This is a genomic window from Inquilinus sp. KBS0705 (genome assembly GCA_005938025.2).
Lineage (GTDB): Bacteria > Bacteroidota > Bacteroidia > Sphingobacteriales > Sphingobacteriaceae > Mucilaginibacter.
In genome coordinates, this window is record VCCI02000006.1 from 36021 (window position 1) to 51068 (window position 15048).

Consider the following 15048-nt stretch of genomic DNA (forward strand, 5'->3'; position numbering starts at 1 on the left):
TTATGAAAACAAGATTTTTAATTTTGGCACTTTGCCTGGCCTGCAGCGCCTCATTCGCGCAAAAAAGGAAGGCAAGGAAACCGGCGGCTAAAAAGCCTGCTGCTTCACAAACCTTTTCGCAGGGGCCGGTAGTAAATGGTGCTAACACTACAGCCAGTACCGTTTTACAGCCTAAAGCACAGTTGCCTGTTGATACAGCTAAGAAAAAGCCTTTTGACCGCCCATTAGACGGGTACTATAAAAAGAACAATATTTTAAGCGCAAGGGTAACCCCTTATGCTAACCTGCGCGAAAGTGACGTAACCTTTGCCAAACGCGTATGGCGCGAAATTGATGTTCGCGAAAAGATGAACCAGTACCTGGCATCGCCAAAGCAAAGGCTGATAACTATTTTGTTGGATGCTATTGATGCAGGTGAGTTAACCGCTTACGACCCGGCAAGCACTAAAGACGATCCGGGAGGCGACTCGTTTTCGACCCCATTGGCCGCGGGCCAGGCACGAAGCCGCATGGCCGACAGCAGCGCGGTAGATAAGTTTGATAAGGATGGTAACAAAATAGGTTCGGAGTTTAGGGCCGGTGAGTTTAACCCGGATAGCGTAGTAAAATTCCGTATCAAAGAAGACTGGATATTTGACAGGCAGCGTTCGGTTTTTGAACCACGCATTATTGGTATTGCACCATTGATTAAGCCTAAAGCAGCTGGGTTAGACCTGGAGTATCAACCCGCTTTTTGGATATACTTCCCCGAGGCACGCCAAATATTGGCAACCAAAGAAGCTGTTAGCCATAACAACGATGCTACCGGCTTAAGCTTTGATGATGTTTTTGTAAAGCGTTTATTTGCCAGCTATATTGTTAAACAATCTAACGATAAGGACGAACGTATACGCGATTACGCACAAGGTATAGATAAGCTTTACGAATCGGATAGGGTTAAAAAAAACCTGATGGATTGGGAGCTTAACCTTTGGCAGTATTAATTATAATAGCCGATCTGCTAAAAAATATAAAAGCCCTTGCATAATGCAGGGGCTTTTTTTGTGCTGTATGGTGATAAACTATTGCGGCTTATAATATTAATTATCAGACACAGCGGGATTAAAATATTGGCTAATAGCTTTGGCCTGTTTAAGGTTTACTATTTCCTGCAACTCGGTCTCGGTAGCTTCGCGTATCTTTTTTACCGATTTAAAGTACTTAAGCAACTTTTCGGCGGTGGTTTTGCCAATGCCTTCAATTAATTCCAATTCGGTAACTAATGTGCCTTTATCGCGCTTTTTACGGTGAAAGGTAATACCAAAGCGGTGTGCTTCGTCGCGCAGCTGCTGTATCACCTTTAATGTTTCCGATCGCTTATCTAAATACATTGGGTATTGGTCGCCCGGATAGTATAATTCTTCTAACCGCTTGGCAATGCCTATAACGGTTACCTTTTTATCAATACCCAGCAGCTTTAAGCTCTTCATGGCCGATGATAGCTGCCCTTTGCCACCATCAATAATAATCAATTGCGGCAAGCCTGTATCTTCATCTAACACACGGCGATAGCGGCGTAATACAGCTTCTTCCATGGTGGCAAAATCATCGGGGCCAACAACGGTTTTTACGTTAAAGTGGCGATAGTCTTTTTTTGATGGCTTGCCGTCCTTAAACACCACTATAGCCGATACCGGATACTTACCCTGAAAGTTGGAGTTATCAAAGCATTCTATATGGCGGGGCTGTTGGTTCATGCGCAGATCCTTCATCATCAGGTTCATTAACCTATCGGTGCGCACCTCGGGGTTAAGTTTTTCGTACTGGTCTATCTTCTCTTTTTTAAAGAACATTACATTCTTTTGTGATAGATCGAGCAGTTTACGCTTCTCGCCCAGCTTGGGCACTGTAAATTTAACGGACGCGTCATCCACATCTATATCAAAAGGGACAATTATCTCTTTTGAATGGCTTTGGTACCTGGTTCGAAATTCGGTAATGGCAATTGTAAGCAGTTCCTCGTCGCTCTCATCCAGGCGCTTTTTAAGCTCGATAGTTTGTGTTTGGATGATAGTACCGTTCATTACCTTTAAGTAGTTTACAAAGGCGTATTTCTCTTCTGAAGCGATGCTGAATACATCTACATCGGTTATAGATGAATTAACCACGGTAGATTTACTTTGGTAATTCTCCAGCAGGTCCTGTTTGCGCTTTAGGCGGTGCGCCTGCTCAAAATTCAGGTCGCTGATGGCTTTGTCCAGATCCGACTTAAGGTTGCGTACAACGGCGCCAATTTTCCCGTTTAGTATGTCTTTTATTTCCTCAATGCTTTTATCATAGTCCGCTTCTGACTGGTAGTCCTGGCAAGGGCCTTTGCAATTGCCCAACTGATATTCGAGGCAAACTTTAAACTTGCCTTTTTCGATATTTTGGCGGGTTAACGGCAGGTTGCAGGTACGCAGTGGGTAGGTCTCTTTTATTAAACCCAGTATGGTATGCATCATACTTACTGAGGCATAAGGCCCCAGGTATTTGGATCCATCGCGAATGATGCGGCGTGTCCAATAAATGCGGGGGTAATTTTCGTTTTTGATGATGATCCAGGGGTAGGTCTTATCATCTTTAAGCATTACGTTGTAGCGGGGCTGATGCTTTTTTATCATGCTGTTTTCCAACAGCCAGGCATCCACCTCGGTATCAACTATGGTAAAGGTTATCTTGCGTATTTTTGATACCAGTACCCTTGTTTTGGCATTGATCTGGGTATCCTTATTAAAGTACGAACCTACCCGATTGCGCAGATCTTTAGCCTTACCAATATATATCAGCTCGTTCTCGCTATCCCAATATTGGTATACACCCGGTTTGTGCGGTATATTTTTTAAAGCTTCCCTGTAATCGAATTTTTCCATGCCCCTAGTTCACTGGTTCAATTGTTCATTAGTTCATTGGTCTGGTGCTTTACTTGCCTGCTTGCCAATAAACTTTAAATACGCGTTTAACTTTAAATGGATGCTTTGAAGTTTTTCGAATAGAAGATTAAATTGAACTTCACTTATTAGGTTCCTGGTTTTAGCCTTTTTTAACCACCCTTTTGTTTCTAAAATAGATCCGCGACTAAAGTAACAGAAGTTCCTGTTTTCTTTATAATGATATCTGCCATATCCTTCTGCTATGTTAGCACCAATGGAATCAGCTGACCGTACTATTTGCTTACCAATAGTATCTTTAGCAAAATACTCCCATTCGTGTACTAAAAACCAAATCTCATCACCAAAAGTTTCGGCCAATTGGTATAACTCTAAATCTTCAAGATTATAATAACTCATAAATTATTGAACTATTCACCAATTAACCAATGAACAAGTGAGCTAATGAACCAAACCTAAAAATCCAGTTTCTTATCCACCTCATTCGTTCCCTTTTGTTGTTGGCTGTAGGCACCGCAATCAAGAGTGATGGTTACGCCGTTTTTGGGCGGCACAAAGTCTACATTCTTTTTAATGCCTAATGCCGCGTTGGCGTACACCTTTTTCATGTACAAGGCAAAAATAGGCAGGGCGCTGTTAGCACCTTCGCCCAGGCGGGTAGACCGGAAGTGTATATCGCGGTCTTCGCAACCTGTCCATACGCCGGTAACCAGTTGCGGGGTTATGCCAATAAACCAACCATCCGAGTTGTCTTGAGTAGTACCTGTTTTACCACCAATCGGGTTCATCAAGCCGTAGTCACGGCGTAAGCGGTAACCGGTGCCTTCGTCTATAACACCTTTAAGCATATAGGTCATTACGTAGGCGGTTTGCGGGTTCATTGCTTGTACCACGCGCGGTGTGTTGTTATATAGTACGTTCCCGTTCTTGTCTTCAATGCGTAACAGGTAAGTAGGTTCGGTCCACACACCCTCGTTAGCAAATACCGAGTAGGCACCAGTCATATCAAATACCGATGCGTTAAACGTGCCCAGGCAAATAGATGGTACAGCCGGTACAGGGCTGGTGATGCCCATTTTTTTGATCAGATCGGCAACGGGGATAGGTTTTACCTCGTTCATCACATAGGCGGTAACCCAGTTTTGCGAGCGGGCCAACGCGGTGCGTAAAGTAATTACACCAGGTACTGTCTCTGTAGGAGATGAGCGCGGCTTCCATTCCTGGCCTTCGTACGATACAGTAATAGGTTCGTTGGCTACCTGCATACATGGCGATATGCCATCGTCGATAGCAACGGCATAGGTAAACGGCTTAGCGGTTGAACCCACCTGGCGGGTACCCATTTTTACCTGGTCGTATTTAAAATGCTCAAAATTAGTACCGCCCACCCATGCTTTAATGTAACCCGTTGTTGGGTCCATGCTCATTAAGGCATTGCGCAGCATCATTTTACAATACACAATGGAGTCGATAGGTTTCATCACCGTATCAATATCGCCGTGCCAGGTAAACAGGTTCATCTTGGCAGGCGTATTAAAATCATCTCGTATTTCTTCGTCGGTTTTATTTAACTGCTTAAGGGCAATATACCGGTCTGACCGGTGCATACCCTTATCTAATAAAGCCTTAAAGGTTGGGATAGATTTCCATAAGCTAATGCCTTTCCAGTGCGCGTTAAACTGCGCCTGTAATTTACGCATATACTCTTTTTGCGCCTCTTCGGCGTAGCCTTGCATAGTGGCATCAATAGTGGTGTATATTTTAAGGCCGTGGCGGTCAAGATCGTAAGGCGTACCATCAGGTCTTAAGATAGATTTTTCGACCAGTATCTTTTGCACTTCTTTTTTAAGTACCGCCCTAAAGTAGGTGGCTATGCCATCGTTATGGTCTATCGGGCGAAATATTAAGCCTAGCGGTTTAGCTTTAAACTCATCGGCCTGGCCATCGCTTAAAAAGTTCTCTTCGGCCATGCGTCGTAAAACAAAATTACGGCGGTTAAGCGCGTTTTGCGGGTGGTTGATGGGCGAGTATAAGCCAGGCCCGTTTATCATACCAATTAAAAGCGCGGCCTGGTCTGGTGTAAGCTTATCAGGCGTGGTATCAAAATAAGTACGTGCGGCCGAATGGATGCCATACGTATTGTATGCACCAAAATCCACCGTATTTAGGTAAAGCGTTAGTATTTCTTCTTTGGTGTAGTTACGCTCCAGCTTTACCGCGGTTATCCATTCCTGTAATTTTTGAATGATACGCTTAAAGGGGTTGTTCGATTTTTCGGTAAAAAGGTTTTTTGCCAGTTGTTGGGTTATCGTACTGCCCCCTTGTTTTTTGCCGACAAGGTTATATAACACAATACTGAAAGTACGCTGAAAATCGATACCCGAATGATTATAAAAGCGGGTATCCTCGGTAGCTATAAGCGCGTTAATAACATTTGGCGACAGCTGCGGATAGGTAACACTGGTGCGGTTTTTTATGTAATATTTGCCAATTACGTGCTTGTCTGACGATATTATCTCTGATGCCTGGTCGCTTTTTGGGTTCTCTAACTCGCGAAATGATGGCAGCGGGCCAAACAACTGGAAGGCTACAAGCAGTATCATCAATAAAAAAAATGCAAAACAACCAATAACAAAGCGCCATATATACCAGTTATAGCGCCTTATATCCTGTTGTTTAACCATTGTAGGTTTAGTAGGTTTTCTCATAATAGTCTATGTAACTATCCACAGTTTTTTGATCGGCTAATTTATCCAGATTTTCCTTTGTAATGATAAAAAAGCTGTATTTATCCTTTGGCACCTTCATAATATCGGGCATTAGCGGGATTATTGCCCTGGCGTAATCTTTAACATTGGTTAAGGATGTAAACCTGCCAACATATATCAGCTGGTTATCGGGCCCGGCATTTTTAAGCTGGTGCTTTATAGTATTATCCTGAAAGTTTACCCGGTTAAATTGCCCTATGCCAAAACGCGAAGAAGCTAAATTAGTTGTACCCGAGCGCACGGTAACCACAAAATAATAATTAGTGCTGTCGCGCAGGTTAAAAATAGATGGGGCAGGTGCAGCAACCTTTACCTCTGTTTTAGTGGTAGGGGTAACCGTGGTTTGTGTTGTTTGTGCCGCTGTCGCTAATGGTGGGGCTACCGCAGGCTTATCTGCCGGTTTTGCAGCAACTTTTGCAGGCTCGGGCTTGCGTACATCAGGTACTATTTCGCGGGTGCCGGTAAAAGGTACTCGGTACTCGGTTTGTTGCTGGTAAACTATCGGGATGCTGAAGGCAGCGTCATCGCGGTCGGTTATAATAATGGGCCTTGCAGCCAGTTCGGGCTGGTTAGCGGTAATATATAACAGGTGCTGGTTTACCAATGGGGTTATCAGTTTGTCCTCGGGATATTTACTTACAATCGTTTGCAGATCGGCGGTAAAAGGGGCAAGCCTTTCCTGATGGCCGGCTGCAAATGCCCGTAAATAATATAACTGTGCGGCAAGTTTGTTATCAGGATATTGTGTAAGCAAGGCATCTACATTGGTAATTACCTGCGCAAACTGTTTGGCAGCGTATAAATCATATACCTTATTATATAAGGTGTTAAACTCTGTGTCTTCGTCGTTCATCCGCTTGCCGTATTCGGGGTCTAAAATGGTTTTGGCAAAAGGTGTTTGTGCGTAGTTTTTTAACAACAGCTCTTTATACTTATCGCTTTGCGCGGTATTGCTTTCGCTATACAACCTATATAGGTTGTAATATATCGCCGGTTTGCTGTCATTGTCGGGGTAACGGGCCAGTAACAATTCGTAGGTGGCTATGGCTTCCTTTTTATCATCAAGCACATCGCGGTAAAAGTTGGCTATCTCCAGGTAGGCATTAAATACACGCTGATTAGATTGTGCCATCAGTTCGGGCGTTAGCGGCAGGTTTTGCTGCAGTGTTTGCCTGTAGTTAGCCGCATCTACCTTAGCAGGCGGGCGGTTAAGAGCATCTGTTACAGCATCCGGGTCGACGTTTTTTATTACATCTGCATTAGCGACGGCGTCGGTGTTTGACCTATCGCTGCGGCGCCAGTTATCTTCCAACTTGCGGTTACCCCAAACACGTTTAAAATCAGTATAACCCTGGCTTACTGCTTTGCTGTTATAAAAATAAAAGCTGCTACCATTAGGCACGCTGGCCTGCGGGTTACCGCCGTTTTGCAAAGCCGTGTTAACAGGCGCCGTTATAGCCGCCGACTGTTGCAAAACCTGCTGATTTACCATTTCATCAATACGGGCTGCACGGGCGGTATCGCTTAAGGCAGCCAATTGTTGCAAAGTATCTTCGTGGGCAATTATTTGCAGGTTATCGGCCAGTATTTGCAGGTTATCGGCCTTTTTACGAATAGTGTTATACCCCGGATAGTTGGTGCTCAGGTTTAATAGGGTGCTATCGTAATAATTTTTTGCGTTTTTATAATCGGCCTTGTCCTTAAAATAGATATCGGCCAGGCGCAAGTACGACAAACCCTTTTGGTTTTGATTTTTTGTGCTTTTAGCTACCGATAAACCATAATTTTTAAGCGCATCATCTACCTGGTGGTCGGCATATTGCAGTTGGGCTATCTGGTAATATATCTGGTCAATAAAATCCTGGTTGTTCTCTTCCTTTAATAAACCCCGTAATCTATCGGCCCGGCTAATTTTAACACCATTTTGGCTATCCTCAATACGTATGCGGTTAAGATTGGCATTAAAGGCCATTTCAAATATCACATTACTTTTAGCAACCCGGTTATAGTTAGCAATGGCATCGGTGGGTTTATTATTAAGCTCCTGTAATTGCGCTAATATATAGGTAAGGCGCAGGCGCTGCATTTTGCTGTTGCTGTATTGTATGGCAAGCTTTGCGGTTTGCTCCGCATCTTCATATTCGCGGGTGTTTATGTCATACTGTAGTTTGGTAGCATATACATCAGGGGTAATATCTTTTTTGGGGTTGATATTCTTTTCGGCCGTATCAATAACCGCTTTGGCATCGGCGGGCTGGTGCAGGTATAATAGGGCACGGGCTTTCCAAACCTCGGCCTCCTGCTTAAGTTCGGTTTTGTTGGGGAACGAACGTATCACATAATTGGCGTACTCAACTGCATCAAAAAAGTTTTTATCCAGGTAGTTGGCTTTCGCCAGCAGCAAGTAGGCATCGCCAAGGTAATTGCTTTGCTCTTTTATGGTGATGATCTTGTTGGCCTTAATCTTTACTTCTTCCAAATCCTTATCCGGCGACCCGGTGCTTGCAATGGTATCGCGGTAAACGCTTAAAATTTCGGTATAATCATCTATGTGGCTGGTTTCGTAGCTTTCCTGCTTCTCGCGCAGCAGTTCGTTGGCATTAAACAAGATGTTATAATGCGCGGTAAGGTTCTGCATAGCGCGGTTAAACTTGCTTTTTTTTTCGAGCGAGCAACCTGCTATGGCAAATGCTACTGCAAAAAACAGTAGCTTATTTAAACGTATGACGGAATTAATAGCGGACCGCTTCAAAGTTGATGTATAGTTTTATAAGCAATCGCTAAAATACTAAACATTATGCAATAGGATTTAATAAATTTGCGCATGGCTAAAAACGAACAGCAAGATAATAGCGAAACAGGCAAAGAGGTTAGTGCTTATGGCAAATACACAGGCATGGCTTTTCAAATGATAGTTATTATTGGCTTATTTTCATATGCCGGATATAAAATAGACGAGGCTACCCACCACTCCACCAAATGGGTAACGGCGGTATTATCGCTTGCCGGGGTTTTTATCTCATTATTCATCGTCATCAGATCTGTAAAAAATTGAAAATCTCAAACACAGTTATTCGCTACCTGGTATTTGTGGTTACTATAGCTATAGTACCGGTGTTATTAAAGTACACAGGCAACACAGAATATATTATTCCCAAATTTTGGGTATTATTTGGTTATTTATCAGCATTAACCCTCATGGCAATTGTTACCGTGCTGGTTGTTCAGCAAAAAAATAACGAGTTATATGCCTCGGCATTTTTGGCGGCAACCACCGTTAAGATACTGGCAACGCTGTTTTTTGTGCTGTTTTTTCTGCGGAAAAATCACGTTAATAGATACGCCTTTGCGGCTGATTTTTTTTATGTATATTTCTTAAATACGGCCTTTGAAGTTTATGGTTTGTTGCGTAACTTGCGCAACCAAAATTTAAGGTAAAAAACTTCATTTAGATGTATAACGGCTCGATTTTGAACTTAAAAAATTTTAAACTTTCGCTCTTTTGTGCGTTTTTTGTGATACTGTCGGCATTTCCGGCCTTAGGCTTTTCGCAAGAAAAGGCCCCTGATGAGGCTGCAAAACGGTTTGACCCAAAAGACATAATCTTTGAACATATTGGCGATTCGCACTCGTGGACAATGTTAGGTGAACATTATTTACCATTGCCTATTATATTATATACTGATAAAGGACTGGAGATATTTTCTTCGGCTAAAATAAAGGAAGAAGAAAAAGACGGTAAAATTGAACAAAAAATTTATCAGGGTGGCCATTATAGTTACACTTTAGAAAAAGATAAAGTGAAGGTTGTAGATTCGAGTGGCAAAATAGATGAGGTTGCCACGAAAAAGGTATGGGACTTTTCTATCACCCGTAACGTTGCTAGTATGTGGATGGGGATGTTGATCCTGATTGTTATATTCAGCACTGTATCATCGGCTTATAAAAAGCGGGTTGGTAAAGCACCAAAGGGGTTACAATCGTTTTTAGAGCCGATTATTTTATTTGTGCGCGATGATGTAGCTGTCCCAAATATTGGTATTAAGCACACTAAGTATATGCCTTTGCTACTTACTATCTTCTTTTTTATATTGATCAATAACCTATTGGGGTTGATACCTATTTTCCCGGGTGGTTTTAACCTGACGGGTAATATTGCGGTAACCTTAACCTTGTCGTTTATTATATTAATAGTTATCAACTTTAGCGGTAATAAATATTATTGGAAGCATATTTTTGCTCCTGATATCCCATTTTGGTTGTATCCTATCATGGTTCCAGTAGAGCTTATTGGTATTATCTCAAAGCCGTTTGCCTTGATGATACGTTTGTTTGCCAATATTACAGCCGGGCACATTATTGTACTAAGCTTAATATCTCTGATATTTATATTTAAAACTGCCTGGATGGCAACTGTATCTGTACCGTTCGTGATTTTTATGGACACTATAGAATTATTGGTAGCATTCCTGCAAGCGTTTATCTTCACTATGCTATCGGCCTTGTTTATAGGCATGGCTGTTGAAGAGCACGCACACTGATTTTTTGAATTATTAATAATCTATATATACACGTTTAATTTAACAAACAATGATTGGAATGATCGGAATGATCGCAGAGGCCGCTACAGCAGGTGTTGTGAATCTTAGTAAACTGGGAGCAATTGGCGCAGGTTTAGCAGTAATCGGAGCCGGTATCGGTATCGGTCAAATTGGTGGTAAAGCCGTTGAAGGTATCGCTCGTCAACCAGAAGCTGCTTCAAAAATCCAAACTAACATGATCATCGCTGCAGCCCTTGTAGAAGGTGTTGCACTGTTTGCTGTGGTAGTTGCATTGCTGTAATCTTAGTATTCAGCAACAAAAAAAGAAAACATAATCCCGGGGCGATTGGCTCCGGGCAATGTTTAAATTTAATTTTGAATTTTTAATATCTATATAAAAAATATGGAAATTGTTCAACCCGCAATAGGTTTAGTTTTTTGGACATTTATATCGTTTATAGCCTTGCTAATTATATTACGCAAGTTTGCCTGGAACCCGATATTAGGTGCCGTTAACGAGCGCGAGCGTAATATTGAGAACGCTTTATCAAAAGCCGAAGCTGCTAAAGAAGAGATGTCGCGCTTAACCAGCGAGAACGAGTCTTTACTAAAACAGGCACGTATTGAGCGTGACGCTATTTTAGCCGAAGCAAAAAAGGTAAAAGACCAAATTATCGGCGAAGCAAAAGAAGCTGCACACAAAGAAGGTGCCCGCCAAATTGAGCTTGCCCGTATAGAAATTAATAACCAGAAAGCCATAGCTATGGCCGATGTTAAAAACCAGGTTGCAGCATTATCTTTAGAGATTGCTGAAAAAGTATTGCGCAAGCAATTTGAAGACCAGGGCAAACAGGATGCATTAGTTGCCGACCTGTTGAAAGAAGTGAAATTGTAACTCTCAACAAAAAGAGAATGTCAGAAATAACAGTAGCATTAAGATACGCGAAAGCATTAATTGACCTTGCCGAGGAGCAAAAAGCCCTTGAAGCGGTTAAGAATGATATGGAGCTTTTGCTTAAAACTGTAAAAGCTAACCCTGAGTTAGGCGCTGTTTTAGCTAATCCCATCATATCGCACAGTAAAAAGATACACATACTGGCTGATGTTTTTGGCACCAAGGTAAGCAAGGTAAGCATAGCGTTTTTTAACATTATGGTTAACAAAGGCCGTGGCGAAGTATTATATACTACCGCCCAGGAGTTTGTTGGCTTGTACGATATTAAAAACCACATTACTAATGCAAGGGTTACCACAGCGGCACCTTTATCGGCAGCTAACAAACAAAAAATGCAGGCCGATGTGCAGGCAGCCATTGGCGGTACAGTTAAATTAACCGATAAGGTTGACCCTACGCTGATAGGCGGCTTTGTATTAACCGTTGGCGACAGGCAGGTAGATACCAGCATTGCTACCAGTCTTAAAAAACTAAAGAAGGAATTTGCACAGGTTGCAATCAAATAATATTTAATTAAAACTCTAAAATAATCTCAAAAAATGGTAGAGGTAAGACCAGACGAAGTATCGGCAATTTTGCGTCAGCAATTAGCAGGCTTCAAGTCAGAATCTGAATTAGAAGAAGTGGGTACCGTACTACAGGTAGGTGACGGTATTGCACGTGTTTACGGATTGACTAAAGTACAATCAGGCGAGCTTGTTGAATTTGATAACGGATTGCAAGGTATAGTACTAAACCTTGAAGAAGATAACGTGGGTGTGGTATTGTTGGGACGGTCTGACGATATCAAAGAAGGCGACAATGTTAAACGTACCAACCGCATTGCATCTATCAATGTAGGCGAAGGTATGCTTGGCCGTGTTGTTGATACCTTAGGTAACCCAATTGATGGTAAAGGCCCGATATTAGGAGAAACCTATGAAATGCCTTTGGAGCGTAAAGCACCGGGTGTTATTTATCGCCAGCCGGTAACCGAGCCATTACAAACAGGTATCAAAGCTATCGACGCGATGATTCCTATCGGCCGTGGCCAGCGTGAGTTGGTTATTGGCGACCGCCAAACAGGTAAAACTGCAGTTTGTATTGATACCATCATCAACCAAAAAGAATTTTACGATGCAGGCCAGCCTGTAACTTGTATATATGTAGCTTGTGGCCAAAAAGCCTCAACCGTTGCAAACATTGTGCGCACATTAGAAGAGAATGGTGCTATGCCATACTCTATAGTTGTTGCCGCTAATGCTTCCGACTCTGCTACCATGCAATTCTTCTCTCCGTTTGCAGGTGCTGCAATTGGCGAGTACTTCCGCGATACCGGACGCCCTGCTTTGATCATTTATGATGATCTTTCAAAACAGGCTGTTGCTTACCGCGAGGTATCATTATTACTACGTCGCCCACCGGGCCGCGAGGCTTACCCTGGTGACGTATTTTACCTGCACAGCCGTTTATTAGAGCGTGCCGCTAAAGTAAACTCAAATGATAGCATCGCTCAACAAATGAACGATCTGCCGGAGTCTATCAGGCACATCGTTAAAGGTGGTGGTTCGTTAACGGCGTTGCCAATTATCGAAACACAAGCAGGTGACGTATCAGCATACATCCCAACCAACGTAATTTCGATTACCGATGGTCAGATATTCCTGGAGTCGAACTTGTTCTTAGCAGGTATACGCCCGGCAATTAACGTAGGTATCTCGGTATCACGTGTGGGTGGTAACGCGCAGATCAAATCGATGAAGAAGGTTGCGGGTACTTTAAAGCTTGACCAGGCGCAATACCGCGAGTTAGAGGCATTCTCTAAATTCGGATCGGATTTGGATGCATCAACCAAAACAGTAATTGATAAAGGTGCACGTAACGTTGAAATATTAAAGCAAGGCCAGTACTCGCCGGTAACGGTTGAAAAACAGGTAGCTATTATATACTTGGGTACTAAAAACCTGATGCGTAACGTACCGGTAAACAAAATACGCGAGTTTGAAGCCGAATACACCAGCCAGTTAGAGCTGCGCCACCCCGAAGTGCTGGCCGCCCTTAAAGCAGGTAAATTTGACGACCAGCTAACCGGCGTACTGGAAACAGTAGCTAAAGAACTGGCAGGTAAATATTAATTAAGTTCAAAGTCGAAAGTTTTTAGTCCAAAGTCAAACAGACTTAAGACTTAATACTCCAGACTTAAGACTCAACAAAGAATGGCTAATTTAAAAGAAGTAAGAAACAGGATATCGTCGGTAAGCTCTACCCAGCAGATCACCAAGGCCATGAAAATGGTTTCGGCGGCAAAGCTGAAAAGGGCAACCAATGCTATTGTACAATTACGCCCTTACGCCAATAAGTTAAAAGACCTGTTGGCTAACCTATCGGCAAGTTTGGAGGATGGTGCATCGCCATACCTGCAAAACCGCGAGCCGGTGCGTGTATTGGTAGTAGTTGTATCATCAAACCGTGGTTTGGCAGGTGCTTTTAATACTAACGTAATTAAAACCGCTAACAACCTGATAGCCGAAAAATACAGCGAGCAGTTAAAAGCCGGTAATGTATCTATTGTTGCTATTGGTAAAAAAAGCCAGGAGTTTTTTCAGCGTCGTAAGTACAATGTAATTGGTAACAATAACGATTTGTACCTTAACCTAAACTTTGAGAATACTTCAAAAATAACCGAGTCTATAATGCAGGGCTTTATTAACGGCGATTACGACCGGGTAGAACTGGTGTATAACCATTTCCGTAACGCGGCTATACAATACCAAATAGCCGAGCAGTTATTGCCTGTACCAATGGCTGAAGAAAAAAAGGAAGAGGCTGTAAAAACCAAAGATGGTGTTATTGAAACACAGGTTAACTACATATTAGAGCCTTCGCAAGAAGAGATAGTAGAACAGCTGATCCCCAAGAACATTAAAATACAGTTATACCGTGCAGTTTTAGATTCAAACGCATCTGAACACGGCGCACGTATGACAGCGATGGATAAGGCAACTGAAAATGCCGGCGACTTACTGAAAGCTTTAAAACTTTCGTACAACCAGGCACGCCAGGCAGCCATCACTACCGAGCTTACCGAGATTGTGAGCGGTGCAGCAGCATTAGGTGGTTGATAATTAGCTTATCCGGCTGCGCTTGTCGAAGACATAAAAAGGCTTCCCAATTTTGGGAAGCCTTTTTTATTGGCACAAAATTTGGTTTTGTTAATTAATTTAAAGTTAAAAAATTACCATGAAAAAGTTGATCTTAAATTGTTTGATAGCCGCATCAGTTGTTTTAGCGGTATCATGTAATAGTAATAAAAGCCAGGGCAATGCCGATAGTACACAAACTGCAGATAGCACCACTTCCGCAAGTTCGACTGCGGCCGCTACAGATTCGACCGCTAACACACCCGATTCGGCATTTGCCAATAAAGCCGCTTTAGGTGGCTTGATGGAAGTGCAATTAGGCAAATTAGCCCAGCAAAAAGGAGCATCGGCAGCAGTTGTACAATTTGGTACCATGATGGTGAACGACCATACCATGGCCGCTGCTATGCTGGATAGTATTGCAACCTCAAAAAAAGTAGCTTTACCCAAAACGCTCGACGATAAGTTTCAGCAGGATTATGACAAGTTTGCAAAAACAGACAAGAAGAGTTTTGATAAAACCTATATAGACTATATGGTGAAGGACCATAAAGAAGATATAGAAGAATATAAAAAGGAAGCTGAAAAGGGTAAGGATGCCGAATTTAAAGCCTTTGCAGGCAAGCATGTGCCCATACTGCAAAAACACTTGCAAAAGGCACAGGAGATACAAAAAACACTTAAGTAACAAAAAAGCTTCCCGGTTAGGGGAAGCTTTTTTTGTTTAAAAAATTTTTGCGTTTGGTATAGCTTTGG

14 protein-coding genes are annotated in these 15048 nt (G+C 42.5%); 10 read left to right on the top strand and 4 right to left on the bottom strand.

Annotation, left to right across the window (positions count from 1 at the left end):
* Positions 1–2 precede the first annotated feature (2 nt).
* Positions 3–983, top strand: coding sequence for a gliding motility protein GldN (gldN, locus tag FFF34_019165; GenBank protein ID TSD62654.1), 981 nt, complete (start codon positions 3–5; stop codon positions 981–983).
* Between the two features lie 96 nt (positions 984–1079).
* On the opposite strand, the gene FFF34_019170 is transcribed toward gldN, so the two are convergent.
* Genes FFF34_019170 through FFF34_019185 form a run of 4 tightly spaced genes read right to left on the bottom strand, consistent with a single transcriptional unit; the run spans position 1080 to position 8429 of the window.
* Positions 1080–2891: an excinuclease ABC subunit C gene (locus FFF34_019170; GenBank protein ID TSD62655.1), complete on the bottom strand. Its 1812-nt coding sequence runs from the start codon at positions 2889–2891 to the stop codon at positions 1080–1082.
* A gap of 33 nt (positions 2892–2924) precedes the next feature.
* A complete protein-coding gene (locus tag FFF34_019175; GenBank protein ID TSD62656.1) occupies positions 2925–3308 on the bottom strand; it encodes a four helix bundle protein in 384 nt (127 codons plus the stop codon).
* 56 nt (positions 3309–3364) lie between these two features.
* Positions 3365–5617, bottom strand: coding sequence for a penicillin-binding protein (locus FFF34_019180; GenBank protein TSD62657.1), 2253 nt, complete (start codon positions 5615–5617; stop codon positions 3365–3367).
* The gene (locus FFF34_019185; protein ID TSD62658.1) at positions 5601–8429 is read right to left on the bottom strand and encodes a tetratricopeptide repeat protein; all 2829 of its coding nucleotides are present in this window, start codon (positions 8427–8429) and stop codon (positions 5601–5603) included. The genes FFF34_019180 and FFF34_019185 overlap by 17 nt, the downstream gene beginning before the upstream one ends.
* 72 nt (positions 8430–8501) lie before the next feature.
* Between FFF34_019185 and FFF34_019190 the strand changes: the two genes are divergently transcribed.
* The 9 genes from FFF34_019190 (at position 8502) to FFF34_019230 (ending at position 14980) form a co-directional block, all read left to right on the top strand.
* A complete protein-coding gene (locus FFF34_019190) occupies positions 8502–8732 on the top strand; it encodes an AtpZ/AtpI family protein (protein TSD62659.1) in 231 nt (76 codons plus the stop codon).
* Complete coding sequence (locus FFF34_019195) at positions 8729–9115, top strand: hypothetical protein (protein TSD62660.1); 387 nt, start codon at positions 8729–8731, stop codon at positions 9113–9115. The genes FFF34_019190 and FFF34_019195 overlap by 4 nt, the downstream gene beginning before the upstream one ends.
* Before the next feature lie 14 nt (positions 9116–9129).
* The gene (atpB, locus tag FFF34_019200) at positions 9130–10218 is read left to right on the top strand and encodes a F0F1 ATP synthase subunit A (protein ID TSD62661.1); all 1089 of its coding nucleotides are present in this window, start codon (positions 9130–9132) and stop codon (positions 10216–10218) included.
* A 67-nt stretch (positions 10219–10285) separates the two neighbouring features.
* On the top strand, positions 10286–10519 hold the full coding sequence (gene atpE / locus FFF34_019205; protein ID TSD62682.1) for an ATP synthase F0 subunit C: 234 nt from the start codon (positions 10286–10288) through the stop codon (positions 10517–10519).
* Positions 10520–10621: 102 nt separating this feature from the next.
* A complete protein-coding gene (gene atpF, locus FFF34_019210; protein TSD62662.1) occupies positions 10622–11113 on the top strand; it encodes a F0F1 ATP synthase subunit B in 492 nt (163 codons plus the stop codon).
* 17 nt (positions 11114–11130) lie between these two features.
* Positions 11131–11679, top strand: a complete 549-nt coding sequence (locus FFF34_019215; GenBank protein ID TSD62663.1) for a F0F1 ATP synthase subunit delta — start codon at positions 11131–11133, stop codon at positions 11677–11679.
* A gap of 33 nt (positions 11680–11712) precedes the next feature.
* The gene (locus FFF34_019220; protein TSD62664.1) at positions 11713–13287 is read left to right on the top strand and encodes a F0F1 ATP synthase subunit alpha; all 1575 of its coding nucleotides are present in this window, start codon (positions 11713–11715) and stop codon (positions 13285–13287) included.
* A gap of 81 nt (positions 13288–13368) precedes the next feature.
* Positions 13369–14274 carry an ATP synthase F1 subunit gamma gene (gene atpG, locus FFF34_019225; protein TSD62665.1) on the top strand — a complete coding sequence of 302 codons (906 nt, stop codon included), beginning with the start codon at positions 13369–13371 and terminating at the stop codon, positions 14272–14274.
* A 118-nt stretch (positions 14275–14392) separates the two neighbouring features.
* A complete protein-coding gene (locus FFF34_019230) occupies positions 14393–14980 on the top strand; it encodes a DUF4142 domain-containing protein (protein ID TSD62666.1) in 588 nt (195 codons plus the stop codon).
* Positions 14981–15048 lie beyond the last annotated feature (68 nt).

Excerpts from the sequence above, each read along its gene's own strand:
- atpF (TSD62662.1), top strand. The coding sequence starts at position 10,622 with ATGGAAATTGTTCAACCCGCAATAGGTTTAGTTTTTTGGACATTTATA.
- atpB (TSD62661.1), top strand. The coding sequence starts at position 9,130 with ATGTATAACGGCTCGATTTTGAACTTAAAAAATTTTAAACTTTCGCTC.
- atpG (TSD62665.1), top strand. The coding sequence starts at position 13,369 with ATGGCTAATTTAAAAGAAGTAAGAAACAGGATATCGTCGGTAAGCTCT.
- gldN (TSD62654.1), top strand. The coding sequence starts at position 3 with ATGAAAACAAGATTTTTAATTTTGGCACTTTGCCTGGCCTGCAGCGCC.
- FFF34_019190 (TSD62659.1), top strand. The coding sequence starts at position 8,502 with ATGGCTAAAAACGAACAGCAAGATAATAGCGAAACAGGCAAAGAGGTT.
- FFF34_019230 (TSD62666.1), top strand. The coding sequence starts at position 14,393 with ATGAAAAAGTTGATCTTAAATTGTTTGATAGCCGCATCAGTTGTTTTA.
- FFF34_019220 (TSD62664.1), top strand. The coding sequence starts at position 11,713 with ATGGTAGAGGTAAGACCAGACGAAGTATCGGCAATTTTGCGTCAGCAA.
- FFF34_019175 (TSD62656.1), bottom strand. The coding sequence starts at position 3,308 with ATGAGTTATTATAATCTTGAAGATTTAGAGTTATACCAATTGGCCGAA.
- FFF34_019170 (TSD62655.1), bottom strand. The coding sequence starts at position 2,891 with ATGGAAAAATTCGATTACAGGGAAGCTTTAAAAAATATACCGCACAAA.
- FFF34_019180 (TSD62657.1), bottom strand. The coding sequence starts at position 5,617 with ATGAGAAAACCTACTAAACCTACAATGGTTAAACAACAGGATATAAGG.
- atpE (TSD62682.1), top strand. The coding sequence starts at position 10,286 with ATGATCGCAGAGGCCGCTACAGCAGGTGTTGTGAATCTTAGTAAACTG.
- FFF34_019215 (TSD62663.1), top strand. The coding sequence starts at position 11,131 with ATGTCAGAAATAACAGTAGCATTAAGATACGCGAAAGCATTAATTGAC.